Annotated in this window: 16 protein-coding genes and 3 tRNA genes; 10 read left to right on the top strand and 9 right to left on the bottom strand. The window is 54.5% G+C overall.

Annotated features, from left to right (window positions below; all coding sequences use genetic code 11):
- Window positions 1–51 precede the first annotated feature (51 nt).
- From QEN58_RS13515 to QEN58_RS13505, 3 genes are all read left to right on the top strand, one after another.
- A complete protein-coding gene (locus tag QEN58_RS13515; RefSeq protein ID WP_280104144.1) occupies window positions 52–2151 on the top strand; it encodes a methyl-accepting chemotaxis protein in 2100 nt (699 codons plus the stop codon).
- Between the two features lie 111 nt (window positions 2152–2262).
- Window positions 2263–2832 carry a DJ-1/PfpI family protein gene (locus tag QEN58_RS13510; RefSeq protein WP_035560063.1) on the top strand — a complete coding sequence of 190 codons (570 nt, stop codon included), beginning with the start codon at window positions 2263–2265 and terminating at the stop codon, window positions 2830–2832.
- A gap of 125 nt (window positions 2833–2957) precedes the next feature.
- Window positions 2958–3320 carry a ribbon-helix-helix domain-containing protein gene (locus tag QEN58_RS13505; protein WP_280104143.1) on the top strand — a complete coding sequence of 121 codons (363 nt, stop codon included), beginning with the start codon at window positions 2958–2960 and terminating at the stop codon, window positions 3318–3320.
- A 24-nt stretch (window positions 3321–3344) separates the two neighbouring features.
- Here the strand turns inward: QEN58_RS13505 and QEN58_RS13500 are convergent, their stop codons facing one another.
- Window positions 3345–4112 carry a DUF1499 domain-containing protein gene (locus tag QEN58_RS13500; RefSeq protein WP_280104142.1) on the bottom strand — a complete coding sequence of 256 codons (768 nt, stop codon included), beginning with the start codon at window positions 4110–4112 and terminating at the stop codon, window positions 3345–3347.
- A gap of 109 nt (window positions 4113–4221) precedes the next feature.
- On the opposite strand from QEN58_RS13500, the gene QEN58_RS13495 reads away from it, so the two are divergent.
- Window positions 4222–4599 carry a hypothetical protein gene (locus QEN58_RS13495; RefSeq protein WP_425270286.1) on the top strand — a complete coding sequence of 126 codons (378 nt, stop codon included), beginning with the start codon at window positions 4222–4224 and terminating at the stop codon, window positions 4597–4599.
- Here the strand turns inward: QEN58_RS13495 and QEN58_RS13490 are convergent.
- Both QEN58_RS13490 and QEN58_RS13485 read right to left on the bottom strand, forming a co-directional pair.
- Window positions 4596–4829, bottom strand: a complete 234-nt coding sequence (locus tag QEN58_RS13490) for a DUF3820 family protein (protein WP_071693885.1) — start codon at window positions 4827–4829, stop codon at window positions 4596–4598. The genes QEN58_RS13495 and QEN58_RS13490 overlap by 4 nt on opposite strands.
- A 39-nt stretch (window positions 4830–4868) precedes the next feature.
- Window positions 4869–5753: a LysR family transcriptional regulator gene (locus QEN58_RS13485; RefSeq protein ID WP_280104141.1), complete on the bottom strand. Its 885-nt coding sequence runs from the start codon at window positions 5751–5753 to the stop codon at window positions 4869–4871.
- A 134-nt stretch (window positions 5754–5887) separates the two neighbouring features.
- Here QEN58_RS13485 and QEN58_RS13480 point away from each other — a divergent pair, with 134 nt between their 5' ends.
- The gene (locus tag QEN58_RS13480) at window positions 5888–6313 is read left to right on the top strand and encodes a VOC family protein (protein ID WP_280104140.1); all 426 of its coding nucleotides are present in this window, start codon (window positions 5888–5890) and stop codon (window positions 6311–6313) included.
- Window positions 6314–6334: 21 nt separating this feature from the next.
- On the opposite strand, the gene QEN58_RS13475 is transcribed toward QEN58_RS13480, so the two are convergent.
- Complete coding sequence (locus tag QEN58_RS13475) at window positions 6335–7228, bottom strand: AraC family transcriptional regulator (protein ID WP_280104139.1); 894 nt, start codon at window positions 7226–7228, stop codon at window positions 6335–6337.
- A gap of 219 nt (window positions 7229–7447) precedes the next feature.
- On the opposite strand from QEN58_RS13475, the gene QEN58_RS13470 reads away from it, so the two are divergent.
- Window positions 7448–8509 (top strand): NAD(P)-dependent alcohol dehydrogenase, encoded by a 1062-nt coding sequence (locus QEN58_RS13470; RefSeq protein ID WP_280104138.1) that lies wholly within the window; start codon window positions 7448–7450, stop codon window positions 8507–8509.
- A 129-nt stretch (window positions 8510–8638) separates the two neighbouring features.
- Here the strand turns inward: QEN58_RS13470 and lnt are convergent, their stop codons facing one another.
- The 5 genes from lnt to miaB form a co-directional block, all read right to left on the bottom strand.
- Complete coding sequence (gene lnt, locus QEN58_RS13465) at window positions 8639–10120, bottom strand: apolipoprotein N-acyltransferase (RefSeq protein WP_280104137.1); 1482 nt, start codon at window positions 10118–10120, stop codon at window positions 8639–8641.
- A gap of 63 nt (window positions 10121–10183) precedes the next feature.
- Window positions 10184–11083 (bottom strand): HlyC/CorC family transporter, encoded by a 900-nt coding sequence (locus tag QEN58_RS13460; RefSeq protein WP_071693879.1) that lies wholly within the window; start codon window positions 11081–11083, stop codon window positions 10184–10186.
- Window positions 11084–11249: 166 nt separating this feature from the next.
- Complete coding sequence (ybeY, locus tag QEN58_RS13455) at window positions 11250–11756, bottom strand: rRNA maturation RNase YbeY (RefSeq protein ID WP_280104135.1); 507 nt, start codon at window positions 11754–11756, stop codon at window positions 11250–11252.
- On the bottom strand, window positions 11753–12832 hold the full coding sequence (locus QEN58_RS13450) for a PhoH family protein (RefSeq protein WP_280104134.1): 1080 nt from the start codon (window positions 12830–12832) through the stop codon (window positions 11753–11755). The genes ybeY and QEN58_RS13450 overlap by 4 nt, the downstream gene beginning before the upstream one ends.
- Before the next feature lie 85 nt (window positions 12833–12917).
- Window positions 12918–14261: a tRNA (N6-isopentenyl adenosine(37)-C2)-methylthiotransferase MiaB gene (miaB, locus tag QEN58_RS13445; protein WP_280104133.1), complete on the bottom strand. Its 1344-nt coding sequence runs from the start codon at window positions 14259–14261 to the stop codon at window positions 12918–12920.
- Window positions 14262–14459: 198 nt separating this feature from the next.
- Here miaB and QEN58_RS13440 point away from each other — a divergent pair.
- From QEN58_RS13440 to QEN58_RS13425, 4 genes are all read left to right on the top strand, one after another.
- A tRNA-Asn gene (locus QEN58_RS13440) sits at window positions 14460–14535 on the top strand.
- A 60-nt stretch (window positions 14536–14595) separates the two neighbouring features.
- Window positions 14596–14671: transfer RNA gene (locus QEN58_RS13435), tRNA-Asn, on the top strand.
- 84 nt (window positions 14672–14755) lie between these two features.
- Window positions 14756–14831 (top strand) — tRNA-Asn (locus tag QEN58_RS13430).
- A 164-nt stretch (window positions 14832–14995) separates the two neighbouring features.
- Window positions 14996–15361 (top strand): metalloregulator ArsR/SmtB family transcription factor, encoded by a 366-nt coding sequence (locus tag QEN58_RS13425; protein ID WP_280104132.1) that lies wholly within the window; start codon window positions 14996–14998, stop codon window positions 15359–15361.
- Window positions 15362–15443: the final 82 nt, after the last annotated feature.

Genomic DNA, 15443 nt, shown 5'->3' with positions numbered 1-15443 from the left:
TTACGAAAGCTGATGTTACCTGTAAGACCCTGACACAAGTGAAAACAGATAATGAAAAAAACGTTAAGTATTAGAGCCATGCTGATCAGCCTGTTTTTAGCGGCAGTGCTGGGTGCTGTGGTGCTAGCGGCAACAGGTTGGACCACTAACCAGCGGCTAATCGACTCGCAGCGCTATATAACCGGTGAAGTTTTACCTCTTCAGGGTGCCAGCCGAGACATGGTGCTGGCGATGGGTGCGTTTGGTCAACGTCATGCGGATTTACTGGCCGCAGAAAATGCCACCAACCTCGATGACGTCACCACACAAACCGCGTTAGATGAACGCTTTCGCGATGCACGAGAGGAGCTTAGTGGTGTTGATCAATCTGAAGGTTTGAATGAACTGGACAGTCATTATCAGGAATTGCTAGACGGTGATACTTCCCTGGAAGCGGTGCGGCGAGAAGAGCTGAGCTTACAAACTCAGATGGCCGAGCGCATTGGCGCTATGCAAATGCTGATTACGCAGGTGATGCTAAGTGCCGAAGATATTGCCGGGCGCACGGCACTGGCCCAAGTGCGTAGTGACCGACAGCAACGCGAGTTAATGGAAGCCTGGCGTGAAGATGGTATGACAACGCTGCCTACCCAGTTGCTTGACACTATGTTTACCGCACAAGCGGATATTGGACGCTTAAGCGGTAACGCGCGCATGGCATTAGCGCAGTTATCTGACCTTGGTCGCCAGATGATGCAAACGAATAGTGCCGATGCGCTGGTCAATTTACGTCACAACGAAATTGCCCAGCAGGTTGGGCTAGCTAGGCAGTCATTGGCAGCGATCGCAGATGCACCCAGCACCGAAGTAGAGCAGCGCGAGCTTATCAATGACTTAGATAATGTCATTGTGGAACTGGATGGGTTGATGGTATCCGATGACAACGCTGTGTATGAGCTTCGCTTGCAACAACTCGCGTTACACGCGCAAGTGCAAGCGGCGCTGGAGAACGTTGCCCAAGCCATGGATCAGATGCGTGGGGCGCTGACCGATGTTGAGGCCTACACCGTGGAGCAAGCGGACAGTGCTGCTGCTCAGGCAGAAGCGTTAGCCAATGCGGGCCGTTCGTTACTGATTATAGTTACCTTAGTCGTGATTGTATTACTGGCGATCTTTGGCTGGCGCACGCTGGTTCGCGTACTGGGACCACTTGTGGCAATGCGCCGACAAATGGAAGATATCAGCGGTGCGGCTGGAGAGGGTGCCGACCTTTCAATGCGACTTGAGCTAAAGCGTAATGATGAAGTGGGCCAGACAGCTCAAGCATTTAACAACATGATGGATACGTTTGAAGGCATGGTGGCGCAAATTCGTGAAAGCGCCGAAGCGATTGCAACCAGCAGTCGTCAAATTGCTGCCGGGAATGAAAACCTCTCCCAGCGCACCGACCAGCAAGCGGCCTCGTTAGCTGAAACGGCCTCAAGTCTTGAGGAAATCACCGCGACCGTGAAGCAAACCGCTGAGTACGCTGATCAGGCCAAAGACGCCAGCGGTAATGTTGACCAGCGCGCCCGCGCCGCTGGCGATGTATCAGCGCGCACGACGGCAGCAATGGGAGATATCCGCGAGGCGAGCGAAAAAATCACCTCCATCATTAAAGCGATCGACGATATTGCTTTTCAAACCAATTTGCTCGCGCTAAATGCCTCCGTTGAAGCCGCCAGGGCAGGCGAGCAGGGGCGTGGATTTGCAGTGGTGGCGCAAGAAGTACGCAAACTCGCCGGACGCAGTGCCGAAGAAGCGGCCCAAATTCGTCATTTGGTCGACGACAGTGTCGCCAAGGTGAGCGAGGGAGAGCAGCTTGTAAGCGCCTCAAGCAAACACCTGCAGGAAATCATTGATAGCCTGGGTGAGGTGACGCGCTATGTTACCGAGATTGCAGGGGCGACCCATGAGCAATCCGCCGGTATTGACCAAATCAACCAGGCGATTTCGCAGTTGGATCAAGTGACGCACCAGAATGCGCAGTTGGTGCAAGAAGCGACCACCGCCAGCCATACGCTGGATGATCGTGCCGGGGATATGCATTCACTGGTAGGGCGCTTCCGTGTCAGCGACACGGCAGGGCAGCGACATCTAGCGCTGCCACAGAAGGAGGAAGTTACTCAGTAGTAAGTAATTACTACCTGTAGCCGGAAAGCGCTTGCTAGTCTCAACTTACACGCCCCGCGTGTGCTCAAACACTCGACCAATAACCATAAGATAGATAAGAGGAGCACTGAGATGAGCAGCAAGCGCATTTTAATGATCACCGGCGATTTCACTGAAGACTATGAAACCATGGTGCCATTCCAGGCACTGATGGCAGTTGGCCACCGCGTGGATGCTATCTGCCCTGGGAAAGCCTCGGGTGACACCGTGGCGACCGCGATTCATGACTTCGAAGGAGATCAAACCTATTCCGAAAAGCCCGGCCACCGGTTTGCACTGAATGCCGATTTCGCCAGCACTAATCCCGCTGATTACGATGCCTTGGTAGTTCCTGGCGGCCGCGCACCTGAATATCTTCGCTTGAACAAAGAAGTGCTAACCATGGTTCAGCACTTCTTTGAGACCAACAAACCCGTGGCTGCGATTTGTCACGGTGCTCAACTACTCGCCGCTGCAAAAGTGCTGGAAGGAAAGCAGTGCTCCGCTTACCCGGCCTGTCAGCCGGAAGTGGAGCTTGCGGGTGGTCACTTTGCCGACCTGGAAGTGACCGATGCAGTCACCGATGGCAACTTGGTTACCGCTCCCGCGTGGCCTGCCCACCCTGCCTGGCTTGCGCAGTTTATGGCACTACTGAATAAGTGAGCTTGACCACGATAACCCAACTACATTTGCGCTCAGCTCCCGCTGGGCGCTCTTATTTGCTGTGCCAATAATTGCCGCTATGCTGATAATTCGAGTGGATACGAATACGCCGAGAGACAATACCCATGTGTAAACTCTTTATTCAAGCCGATCCCGAGCTGTGGCGCAGCGCGACACACTCGCTGCGCATTGATGGCATGGTCACCAGTGTGCGAATGGAAAATTACTTCTGGCACATTCTGGAAGAGATTGCCCGGCGTGACGGAATGAACACGGCCCAGATGATTACCCGGCTTTATCACGAATCCATCGACGCTGGGCACGATTTGGGTAACTTCACTTCTTTTTTGCGCGTTTGTGCCCTGCGTTATCAAGCGCTGCAATTGACCGGTGATATTCCTACCCAGCACCAGGTTCCCATCGCCACCTTGGACGCTGAGCAAATTTTAGCGCGTGAAGGCGGCAATCGACGCGACCCATTGCATTAATAAGAGTGAGTAGGGTGACCTTGATCACTCAAGCCGCTTTTCCAACGCCGTTAAAAATTGCTCGATACGCGCTGCATTGGTGCCAACGTCGCTTGCTCCCAAACGTGACGCTGATCGCATATCCACCTGCACACCGTTTTCAATCTCGGTTAAGCGAATGACCACATCATCCTCAAAGCCAAACCAGCGCGTGGTCGCGGTGGCTTCTATGCGATTGTCGGTAATTCGAGCAATGCGCCAGCCAGCCTCTTCGGCCTCTGCTTGTGCGGCGGCGAGTACCGTTTGTGGGGCTTCGTCCAAAACCAGCGGCTTGATATAAGGGTAGGCAGCTTGCTGTTGCTGAGCGGTGGCCTCACCCGGGTAGTCAACCGCATTAGGTGCAGCTTCCCGTGCGTGTGCTAACGCTTCAAAGGCAGGTGGGTTCTGCGTATCGGTAGTGATATCGTGAATGGCTGGCGCTTGTTGGGCTCGCTGCCAATGCTGCCACGGTATGTAAAGCAGTGCTGCAGCGGCGACGATGACCAGCGCAGCCATTAAGGCTGGCGTGGAACGGCGAGTCAGCATGCTAAAAAGCAGTGCGATAATACTCACTGCTATCGCCCCACCGGCGGCATAAACGCCGTTGCGCAATAAATTAAACGCCTCGCCTAGACTAATAAACTCGCCTCGATAAGCAGGTCCTGCGCCCGCCATCATCAGTGCCGCCGCCGCTATCAGCAGAATAGCTAAGCCGGCCAGCACGTTTGGCCAGCGGCCACCTCTAGGACGCGCCGTCGTTAGTCGCGTTACCATGTTCTCTCCTTATTGCAGCGTTTCGCTATTCTTAGCTTAAGTACTTGTTAGCACAAGCCATGCATCAATGAACAATGTGCACGTATTCAACTCTGACGATAGGATGTATATGACCGATAACGTATATATGAGCGATAATGTAGTCGCTCTTCGCCAGCTACTGCTCAGCGCACCTCTGGAAGCCGTGCCAATGACTTATCAGCAGGTGGCTAGCGAACTATCGCTTACTCCTCCCCGTACCATCGCCCAAGTCACCCAGGCGTTAGAGCAGTTAATGCGCGAAGACGCCGCACAGCAGAGGCCTTTTATCGCCGCACTGGTGGTCAGCCGCCGGGGCGATGGTTTACCCGCGGCTGGCTTTTTTGAACTAGCCGTCGCCTTAGGCCGCTTTCCTGCGGATACCGCGCAGCACGAGGCGGTATATCGCGCTGAGCTTCAGCGTGCGCTTGACGAGCGTGAGAGCGCTGATAAAAATGCTCAGCCTTAAGTTTCGCCACGCTGGCTAGGCGTTTTTCGCAGCGGGTCAAGCAGTGGGCCAAGCCCATTGTGATCAATTTCATGCATCAAATGCAGTAACTGGCCTATCTCGCTTGAAGGAAACCCTTCCCGGGCAAACCAGTTTAAATAGGGGCCTGGAAGATCCGCTATAAGGCGGCCTTCATACTTCCCAAAGGGCATGGTGCGCGTCACTAGTTTTTCCAGATCCTCTGGTTTCATGCATTGACTCCTTTTATCTTAAACCTTAAACCTTACACCTTAGGTGCCATTATCAGGGCGATGGGCGATTTCGCCAATCAACTGGGCAAGCGCTTTAGCGGGTTCGCTTAAATGGCCGCTAGTGGGATGAATCAGCCCGATGTCGCGGTGAAAGGTGCGCCCACCTAAATCAATCGCCCGTACTCCCGCTGGCCAGCGTTGCTGTGCAGTCGCCTGGGGTACCAGGGCAACGCCTACCCCTTTGGCGACCAGTTTGACGATGGCCTCCAGTTCATCGACTTCGCATACTTCACGCACGTTGCAGTGGTTGTCGCGTAGGAAACGATCGACTTGGCGTCCCCCAAAAGAGGCGCGGTCATAGCGAACAAACGGCTGGCGGGCAATCAGCTCCCGCCACTGGTCGCCCTCAATATGGCGCGGCACGATTAACCGAAATGGCTCGTGGGCAAGGGGCGCCCAGCGCAAATCGCTGTGTAGTGAAAAGGGCGGGCGAATAATCACCGCCATATCCAGTTCACCCGCGTCGACTTGATTCATCAGCTCCATGGAGAGCCCCGGTACCACGCGGGTGTGGCATTCGCTATAGGTGTGATGAAAGCGAGCCAGCGCATCGGGCAGTAGCGAGCGCTGTATAGAAGCGATGGCCCCAATGGTGACCCGTTGAGTGGCTGGTTGGCCCGCTGTCGCAGCACCCAGCGTGCTGTAGAGGGTTAGCAGGGCATGGGCTTGCTTTAATGTTTCCTGACCACGCAGGGTCAATATAGCGGCACGCCCTTTACGCTCAAACAGCTGGATACCCAACGCTTCCTCGAGACGTTTCATTTGTGCGCTGACCGCCGCTTGAGTCAGGCCGATTTTGCTGCCCGCTGCGGCAAAGGTGCCTTCCTGTGCGACCGCAATCAGCGTTTTTAGCTCGCGGATCATTGATCAATCCTTTTTGTGAATCAGCTAAATAGTTATTGATTTTATTTTCCCATGAGCGGCCCTAAGATGAATACAGTAGGGCTACATAAAGTGCCCGCTAACCTTTATAAAACCCAATAATGTGGAGAATGACCATGAGCCTTTCACCCTTCCATCTGGCGATTCCCGTATACGATGTAGCGCTGGCACGGGCGTTTTATAACGATGTGTTTGGCCTGGAAGAGGGGCGTTCCAGCGAGCAGTGGGTCGACTTTAATTTCTTTGGCCACCAACTGGTCATTCATGAGCAGCCCAAAACACAGGGGCAAGAGAGCGCCCACACTAATCCGGTAGATGGCCACAACGTCCCGGTGCCGCACTTTGGCGTAATATTGGCGTGGGACGAGTGGGAAGCCTTGGCCGAGCGCTTGAAAGCGCGGGATACGCAGTTTGTGATCGAGCCCTACGTTCGGTTTAAAGGCGAAGTAGGTGAGCAGGCCACCATGTTTCTGCTCGACCCCTGCGGAAATGCCCTGGAGTTTAAGGCGTTTAAAGATATGAGTCAGATTTTTGCCAAGTAAAGCCCTGCATTAAATCTCGTTTTAAGCGCTTAACGCCTGCTCTTGACGGCGATGCTGAAGCGGGGGCTCGCCAAAGTAGCGCTTATAGTCGCGGCTAAACTGAGGCACGCTGCGGTAACCCACCGCCGCAGCTGCCTGATTAACGTTGTGGTTATCCTGCAGTAGTAATTGCTGCGCTTTGATTAGGCGCAGCCGCTTTAAGTACTGGGCCGGTGATGAGCGGGTAATTTGCTTAAAGTGCTGGTGAAACGTCGAAGGGCTCATATGGGCCTGCGATGCCAACTGCTCCACGCTAAAGTCGTCGGCAAAATGGGTGTGGAGCTTAGAGAGCACCTGCACAATGCGTGAATAGTTGCCATGCCCCAGTACCAGCGCCCGTAAGGCGGGTCCCTGTTCCCCCTTTAGTGCTTCAAATACCACATCGCGAATGCGCGCCGTGCCCATGGTGCTGCGCTCTATCGCTATGTTTAGCGTGCGTGCTAAGCGCAGTACGGCCTCCTGCATGCCCTCTGTCATGGCCACCGAGGCCATGGGAAGGGGTGCCTGGACGTGCTGACCGATATCGCCCATGGCCGTCACCATCTCGCTTAACAGCGCCGGATCCAGGCGTACCGATATGCCCAGCAACGGGGCTTCTGGTGAGCCGTAGGTTTCACATTCAAAGGGCAGTGGTAGCGTTTGGACTAAATAGTGACCGGGGTCGTAATAAATTTCGCGATCACCCAGATAACCCATTTTGCGCCCCTGGGCAATGATGGTCAGGCTCGGCTCATAGAGTAGCGGTGTGCGTACCTGGTGGCGGCTTAAACAAAGTAACGACACGCCCGGCAGCGGGGTTTCACTGATACCGTCACGCTTAATGAGAGGGGCGATAACAGCAGTCAGCGCATTGCCAGCCTGAGCGGTTGAGGCCATGGTCGTTCCCTCTGGTTTCTGGTGGCTTTTGTATAATCATAACGATTTATAGCATATTTTTGTTATTTTATTACGTGGTATCGGAGTATTTGGCAAAAATGACGTAGCTTCGTTCATCGCTATCACCACTGATTAGGTAAATACTGTTGGCATACCTCGCCCGCGGGGAAATGTCTGCTGATTTATAGGGCAGTCTTTTGCTGATAAGGAGTTTCACCGATGAGCCAAGCATTATCTTACGCCGCATTTGCTAACGATAAGCCATTAGCCCCGTTTACTTTTGATCGTCGCCAGCCGCGCCCCGATGACGTCGCCATCGAAATTCTCTATTGCGGTGTCTGCCACAGCGATCTTCACTTTGCCCGCAATGACTGGGGCATGAGCCAGTACCCTCTCGTCCCCGGCCATGAGATTGTCGGCCGTGTGACCTCTGTGGGCGATAAAGTTTCGCGTTTTAAAGCAGGTGACCTGGTGGGGGTTGGCTGCATGGTGGATTCATGCCGTACCTGCGCCGCCTGTAAAGATGGCGTGGAGCAGTACTGCCTGGAAGGCTTTACCATGACTTACGGCGGCGAAGATCGCCAGGATGGCACCATGACCCAGGGTGGTTACTCTGACTCCATCGTGGTGAGCGAGCACTTCGTGCTGCAGATGCCCGATGGTATTGATTTAGCCTCTGCAGCGCCGATTCTCTGCGCCGGTGTGACGACTTATTCGCCGCTCAAGCATCACGGCGTTGGCAAAGGCCATAAAGTCGGTGTGATCGGTATGGGGGGCTTAGGCCACATGGGCGTTAAACTGGCCAAAGCGCTGGGCGCTGAAGTCACGGTGTTCACCCGTTCCGACGCCAAGGTTGAAGAAGCGAAACGTAACGGCGCTGACCACGTGGTGGTTTCGAGCGACCAGGCACAAATGGATGCGGTGGCTGAAACCTTCGACTTCATGCTCGACACCGTGCCCGTACAGCACGATCTAAACCCTTACCTAACGTCGCTGAAGTATGACGGTACTCACATCATCGTTGGCTTGCTGGAGCCCATTGAGCCAGCCATCGAAGCCTTTAACCTGGTCTTTAAGCGTCGCGTGGTGGCCGGTTCGTTAATTGGTGGTATTGCAGAGACCGAGGAGCTGCTCAAGCTGTGCGCTGATCAAGGCATTACCTGTGATATTGAGATGCTCGATATTAACAACATTAACGAAGGCTTTGAGCGCATGGAAAAAGGCGATGTTCGCTATCGTTTCGTGATTGATATGGCGACGCTAAAAAACAGCGCAGCCTAAATAACGGATTGACTAGCTGCGTACCTAGCCATTTAGGTAGGCAGCTATCTTGAGTAAAACAAAACGGCCCGAGTCCTCTCCAGGACTCGGGCCGTTTTACTAGCTAGCGGCTTTAGCGCCTATGGCATTTCAACTTCGCGCTTGGCGTGTGGCTCTTGCTGTCAGCACGCCGGGCAAGAGCATCAAGCCTGCTAGCAGCCAAGCTGGCCAGCTACCCAAACGGGTGAAAGGTGTTAAACCCTCCATGGCGTAAAACTCACCGGTGAGCGTGGTTGTCTCGAACTGCGGCGCGCGTTCAACAATGCGCCCATTGGAATCGATAATAGCGGTAATGCCATTGCTGGTGGCGCGAACCACATAGCGTCCATTCTCTAACGCGCGTAGGCGTGCCATTTGCAGGTGCTGGTGGGGGCCAATTGAGGCGCCAAACCAGGTGTCGTTAGATACCGTCATAATGACACCGCTGTCTTGGGCGCGGCGGGCGACTAGCTGCGGGTAAATAATCTCATAGCAGATTGCATTGCCAATATTAATCCCGGCGGCCTGCATCGGTGTTTGCTCATACTCACCTTTAGTAAAAGTCGACATGGGCAGATCAAAAAAATCAATCGCCCCGCGGAGTATACTCTCCAGCGGCAGGTACTCACCAAAAGGCACCAAGTGCTCTTTCTGGTAGCTGCCCTCTACGTCGCCGACGCCAATCACGCTATTGAAGTAGCGCTCCTGTTCGTCGCGCTGAACGATACCGGTAACCAAGGCAACGTCGGGGGGTAGGTTCGCTTGCACCCGCTCCAGTACCGGCCGTGCCTGGGTCTCCAACATCGGCAGGGCGGTTTCTGGCCAGATGATCAAGTCAACCTCATCGGCGACTTCGCGGGTGAGTTCGCTATAGGTATTTGCCGCCGTGCGCTGCCCTTCGGGCGTCCACTTCAACAGCTGTGGCAGATTGCCCTGTAGCAGGGCTACGCGCGTAGGCTCGTCGGCTGGGGTAGTCCACTGCTGGGGCAGCGCCAACGGAATTAACCAAATGGCCGCGAGTGGGGCAAGCGACCACCACTGACGGCGCAGCAGAAGTTCAGCGCCAAGCGCACCGCTAAGCGCGACTAGCAGCGAGAGCAGGTAGACGCCGCCAACGGGCGCCCAGGAAGCCAGCGGCGAGTCGACGTAGCCAGAGCCCAGCAGCAGCCAGGGAAAGCCGGTAAACAGGTAGGTGCGCAGTACCTCGCCCAGCACCCAGGCGCCTGCAAAGCTGATAAACGCGAGGCGGGCGGAGGTGAAGCGCCGGTAGAGCCAGAAGGTGCCGGCAAAAAACAGCGCCAGAATCGTCACGAACAGCGTGGTTAGGAAAACGGCTAGCGGTACACCAGTGTAGCCATAGTCGTGGATAGAGACATACACCCAGGAGGTGCCACTGGCGAACAGTGCCACACCGTACAACCAGCCTTTCAGAGCCGCCTGGGCGGGGGTTAGGGTGTGCAGGCCCACATAGAGCAAACCAATTGCCACCGGGCCCAGCCACCAAAGCTCAAAAGGGGAAGCCGTTAGGGTGGTGAAACCGCCCGCCACCAGTGCGGCAAGCAGCTGTAACAAAAACGCGGGGTGTAAACCCATAGCGATAACCTATCTACGGTAAAGTGCGAGGGAGTGGATAGCGAGCAGCGTGACAACAAGCGCTTAGTCTGGCTTGTTCTCCTGATCATCGTCCTCTTCGTCATCGCGACGCGTGTCGCGGTAGGCTTCGAGTAGACGAATGCGCCGCGTGTCGGCATTGAGAATCACAAACCGCCAGCCGCCCAGAATGGTGTGTTCACCACGCCGCGGTAGATGGCCAAACTGCTGCATCACCAGGCCGCCAACGGTATCGAACTCATCGTCAGAGAACTCGGTGTCAAAGCGTTCGTTGAAGTCTTCGATAGGCGTCAGTGCTCGAATGGCGTAGCGGCCATTCTCTATTTCGCGGATATCGTCCTCTTCATCGGTATCGTGCTCATCTTCGATATCGCCGACGATCTGCTCAAGAATATCTTCGATGGTGATGATGCCTGCGGTGCCGCCGTATTCATCCACCACCACCGCCATGTGATTGTGGGTATCCCGAAACTCTTTAAGCAGGCTGTTAAGGCGTTTTGATTCGGGGATAAACATCGCGGGGCGCAAAATGTCATCTAATTTGAACGCATCGCGCTGGGCCTGGGTCTGGGAGAGGAGGGGAAGTAAATCTTTTACCAGTAGAATGCCTTTTACGTCATCCAGGTTTTCGCCAATCACCGGGTATCGGGAGTGGCCGGTTTCCTGGATCAGCGGTAGGTAGCCGTCGCTGGTTTGATCCAGGGCGATGGCTGAGACCTGGGAGCGGGGTATCAGCACTTCACGAACCTGCTGATCGCTGATCTCAAGTGCGCCTTCAATGATCATAATAGCGTCTTGATCCAGCTTTAACTTCCCTGCGGTATGGCGTAAAAACGTCATCAGCTCATCGCGTGAGCTGGGTTCGTCATTGTCTCCGGAAAGGGCGCCAAAGATTTTCTCGAGCCAGGATTTTTGATTGGGGTTGCTCGATCGGTCTTCGCTCATGCGTCAATTCTCTCGTTTGCGGGCAGACAGTTGTTAGCTCGTTTACGACATCGTTATGTAAACTATATCGTCAGGTAGCTGTTTTATCACTGAAACGGGGGATAGTACCAGATTAGTTGTTACGTGATTTAACGCATCCGCTATCAAATAATAAATACGTAAACGCTTAGATGTGATCGCCATTGAGCGCGTGGGTGTTGTCAGCATAGGGGTCAGGGATATTCAGTTCGGCCAACAATTCACGCTCAAACTGCTCCATCTCCTCTGCCTCGTGATCATCAATATGATCGTAGCCCATTAAATGCAGGATGCCATGAATGACCATATGGGCGTAGTGGTGCTCAATCGACTTGCCTTGCTCGCTGGCTTCTTTGGCCACTACGGCATGGCAAATCACCAGGTCGCCGAGTAACGGCAAATCAACACCTGGTGGGCTCTCAAAAGGGAATGACAGCACGTTGGTGGTTTTGTCTTTGCTGCGGTAGTCACGGTTGAGCGTTTGGCTTTCGAGCTCATCCACAAAACGAATAGTCACTTCGAGGCGCTTATCGTCAGGGTGGTGGGCAAACACACAGCTCACCCAATGGGTGAGCTGTGTCAGGCTGGGTAGCAGTGGTTCGTCAATCGCCGCCTGACGATCGACGATGCATCCGCTCTCTGTCGCTTCATTCATCGCGAGCTATCCCAGGAACCTTCACGCGCCTGCATGCGTGCGTCGCGCTCTTGTTGGCGCACCTCGCGGCGAGCACGCTCTTCCACTTCCTGCTGGGATTCGAACATATCGTAGGCTTCGATAATGCGTTGTACCAGCGGGTGGCGTACCACATCCTTGGCAGCAAAGTGGGTGACGCCGATGCCTTGGGTGTCTTTCAATACGTCAAGCACCTGAATCAGCCCCGAACGCTGGCCTTTGGGGAGGTCGACCTGAGTCACGTCACCGGTAATCACTGCGGTGGAGCCAAAGCCAATCCGGGTCAGGAACATTTTCATCTGCTCCGGGGTGGTGTTCTGGCTCTCATCGAGAATGATATAGGAGTTATTGAGCGTACGGCCACGCATATAGGCCAACGGGGCAATCTCAATTACCTGACGCTCAATCAGCTTTGCCACCTGCTCAAAGCCGATCATCTCGTAAAGGGCATCGTATAATGGACGCAGGTAGGGATCGATTTTCTGGGCCAGGTCGCCGGGTAAGAAGCCAAGCTTTTCACCCGCCTCAACCGCTGGGCGTACGAGCAGAATGCGACGTACTTCCTGTTGGTTGAGTGCCTCGACCGCAGCAGCTACGGCAAGGTAGGTTTTACCGGTACCCGCAGGCCCAATGCCGAAGTTGATGTCGTGTTCGCGGATGCTTGAAACGTAGCGCTGCTGGTTAAGCCCGCGCGGTTTGATCATGGTGCGCGGGGTGCGCATGATCACTTCATCGCTGCTGCCGACGCCGTCCTCTTCCTCTTCCAGCGCTTCAAGCCCGGACTCTTGCAGGAACAAGTGCACAGTGTCGGCGTCAAGTTCGCTCGCCGCTGTCTCGCGATAGAGGTGCTCCAACACGTTCGCCGCTGCCTTAATGCGGTTGGCTGGGCCCGCCAGTTGGAACACATTGCCCCGGTTGCGCAGCGTCACATCTAGGCGGCTTTCAATCAGCTTCAAATGCTCGTCCTGCTGGCCGCAAAGGCTAGCAAGGCGCTGCGGATCATTGGGTTCAAGGCTTAAGGTGATGATGCGATTGGCCTGAGGTGTTGGCTGGCTCAAGAGTGGGGAACCCCTCGTTAGTGTGTGTATCGTTCAGCTTACTGCCCCACCAGAAGCGGGGCAATGATCTGTGATAAGTGAACGATCAATAGCGCTCAGGTGAGGCAAGCTCACCGCGTAGCGAATTGGGAAATGCCTCGGTGATCTCTACATCGACAAAGTAGCCGATCAGCTCGGTGGGGTTGGCAGCGCGGAAGTTAACCACGCGGTTATTCTCGGTGCGACCTGAGAGCTGGCCGGGGTCGCGGGGCGAAAAACCGTTAACCAGGACACGCTGTGTGCTACCGACCATACGGCGGCTAATTTGCGCGGTTTGCTGAATGATCCGCTCTTGCAGAATCGCCAGACGCTGCTTTTTGACGCTTTCAGGCGTTTCATCCGGCAGGCCCGAGGCAGGAGTGCCAGGGCGTGCGGAGTAAACGAAGCTAAACGAATGATCGAAGCCGATTTGATGAATTAAATTCATCGTCGCTTCAAAATCTTCTTCTGTTTCGCCGGGGAAGCCGATGATGAAATCAGACGAGAAGCTGATGTCCGGGCGATTGGCACGGATACGCTCCATCTTTTCGACGTACTCCGCCGCCGTATGCCCACGCTTCATGGCAGTAAGGATGCGGTCTGAACCCGACTGTACCGGTAGGTGAAGGTGGCTCACCAGCTCGGGGATATCGGCAAAGGCGTCGACCAGGCTGTCGGTAAACTCCACCGGGTGCGAGGTGGTAAAACGAATGCGGTCAATGCCCTCGACCGCCGCCACGCAGGCAATCAGTTCGGCCAAGTCGATTTCATCGCCAAGCTGGTTCTCACCGCGGTAAGCGTTGACGTTCTGGCCCAGCAGGTTGATTTCGCGCACGCCCTGGTCGGAAAGGTGAATGACTTCATCCATTACCGCCTCAAAGGGGCGTGAGACCTCTTCACCGCGGGTGTAGGGCACCACGCAGAAAGTGCAGTACTTTGAGCAACCTTCCATGATCGACACAAACGCCGTTGCGCCATCGGAAGACGGCTTGGGCAGGTGGTCGAACTTTTCGATCTCTGGAAAGGTGACATCTACCGCCGCGATCTGGTTATTGCCACGGGCATCCAGCATTGAGGGCACGCGGTGCAGGGTTTGCGGCCCGAACACCATGTCCACGTGGGGGGCGCGCTTGCGAATCGCTTCGCCTTCCTGGCTCGCCACGCAGCCACCTACGCCAATCACCAGGTTGGGATTGGCGTCTTTAAGTTTTTTCCAGCGTCCCAGCTGATGAAAAACTTTCTCCTGCGCTTTTTCGCGAATGGAGCAGGTGTTTAACAGAATGACATCGGCTTCACGCTCATTATCAGTGAGTTCGAGCTGGTGAGATTCGCCGAGCAGATCCGCCATTCGGGAGGAGTCGTACTCGTTCATTTGGCAGCCGTGCGTTTTGATGAAGAGCTTCTTCGCCATCGGTACCTGTCATCTATGAGTCGTCGGGGGACGAGGATGAATGGAGTATTGTCGTGCGGTCGACAGTTACTGTTGCCGAGCCGCTATCATAAGTAGGCCCATTATACGGATACAGGAATCCAGCGGCTAGCGTTCATCCATAATCGATACTTGACCCTAAAGTTTCTATGGGTATACTACGCACCGTGTTTGAGCAGTTCCTCGATAGCTCAGTTGGTAGAGCAAATGACTGTTAATCATTGGGTCGCAGGTTCGAGTCCTGCTCGAGGAGCCAATCACTTGCTGAAGGTTATTGGCAATTTGGTTTCGCTTAAAACACCACAACTTATAATGTTCCTCGATAGCTCAGTTGGTAGAGCAAATGACTGTTAATCATTGGGTCGCAGGTTCGAGTCCTGCTCGAGGAGCCAAGTTGTACTACTGCTAGTATCTATTTACCTACCTCTTAACGGTAAGCCGCCTTGCTCGGTACGTTATTTTAGGTAGCGCATTGTTCCTCGATAGCTCAGTTGGTAGAGCAAATGACTGTTAATCATTGGGTCGCAGGTTCGAGTCCTGCTCGAGGAGCCATTTAGTTTCCCGTCATTTTTCCAGCCTTGATTATTCTCTTGTCACCCACCGCCTAATGGCGCCCGGGTGTTTTGTCGTGTCTGGTTGTTGCGCATTCGAGCAGTGTATACCGTCAAAGACGGTTGTGACGTAAACTACACATAGTCAATCAGTCTGGGAAGTTTATGGTGGGCGAAGTGAATACACCGCAAGCCTTGCAGGTGTTTAAATGCTTAAGCGATGAAACGCGTTTGATGCTCGTGCTTCTGGTAGCGCAAGAGCAGGAGCTGTGTGTATGCGAGATGACTCATGCGCTGCAAGAGTCGCAGCCTAAAGTATCGCGCCATTTGGCTCAGCTGCGCCACTGTGGGTTGCTTAGTGATCAGCGCGAAGGGCAGTGGGTCTATTATCGGCTTGCCCCACAGCTACCTGTCTGGGCGCTGGAGATTATTCGTGCGGGGAGCCAGGGTAGTGCTGTTCAGCTTGCAGCGCTCACTCAGCGCTTAACCAAAATGGGTGATCGGCCGGCTCGTCTTGCCGCGCTGTGTTGAAAGACTATTTTTAAGGACCGTTTAGAAGGATTAGGTCGAAGCTAAAACTAAAACGCCGCCCCTTGTGAAAGAGGCGGCGTTT

Source organism: Halomonas alkaliantarctica (assembly GCF_029854215.1).
Classification (GTDB): Bacteria; Pseudomonadota; Gammaproteobacteria; order Pseudomonadales; family Halomonadaceae; genus Vreelandella; species Vreelandella alkaliantarctica_A.
This window is presented reverse-complemented; position numbering and strand designations above follow the sequence as displayed.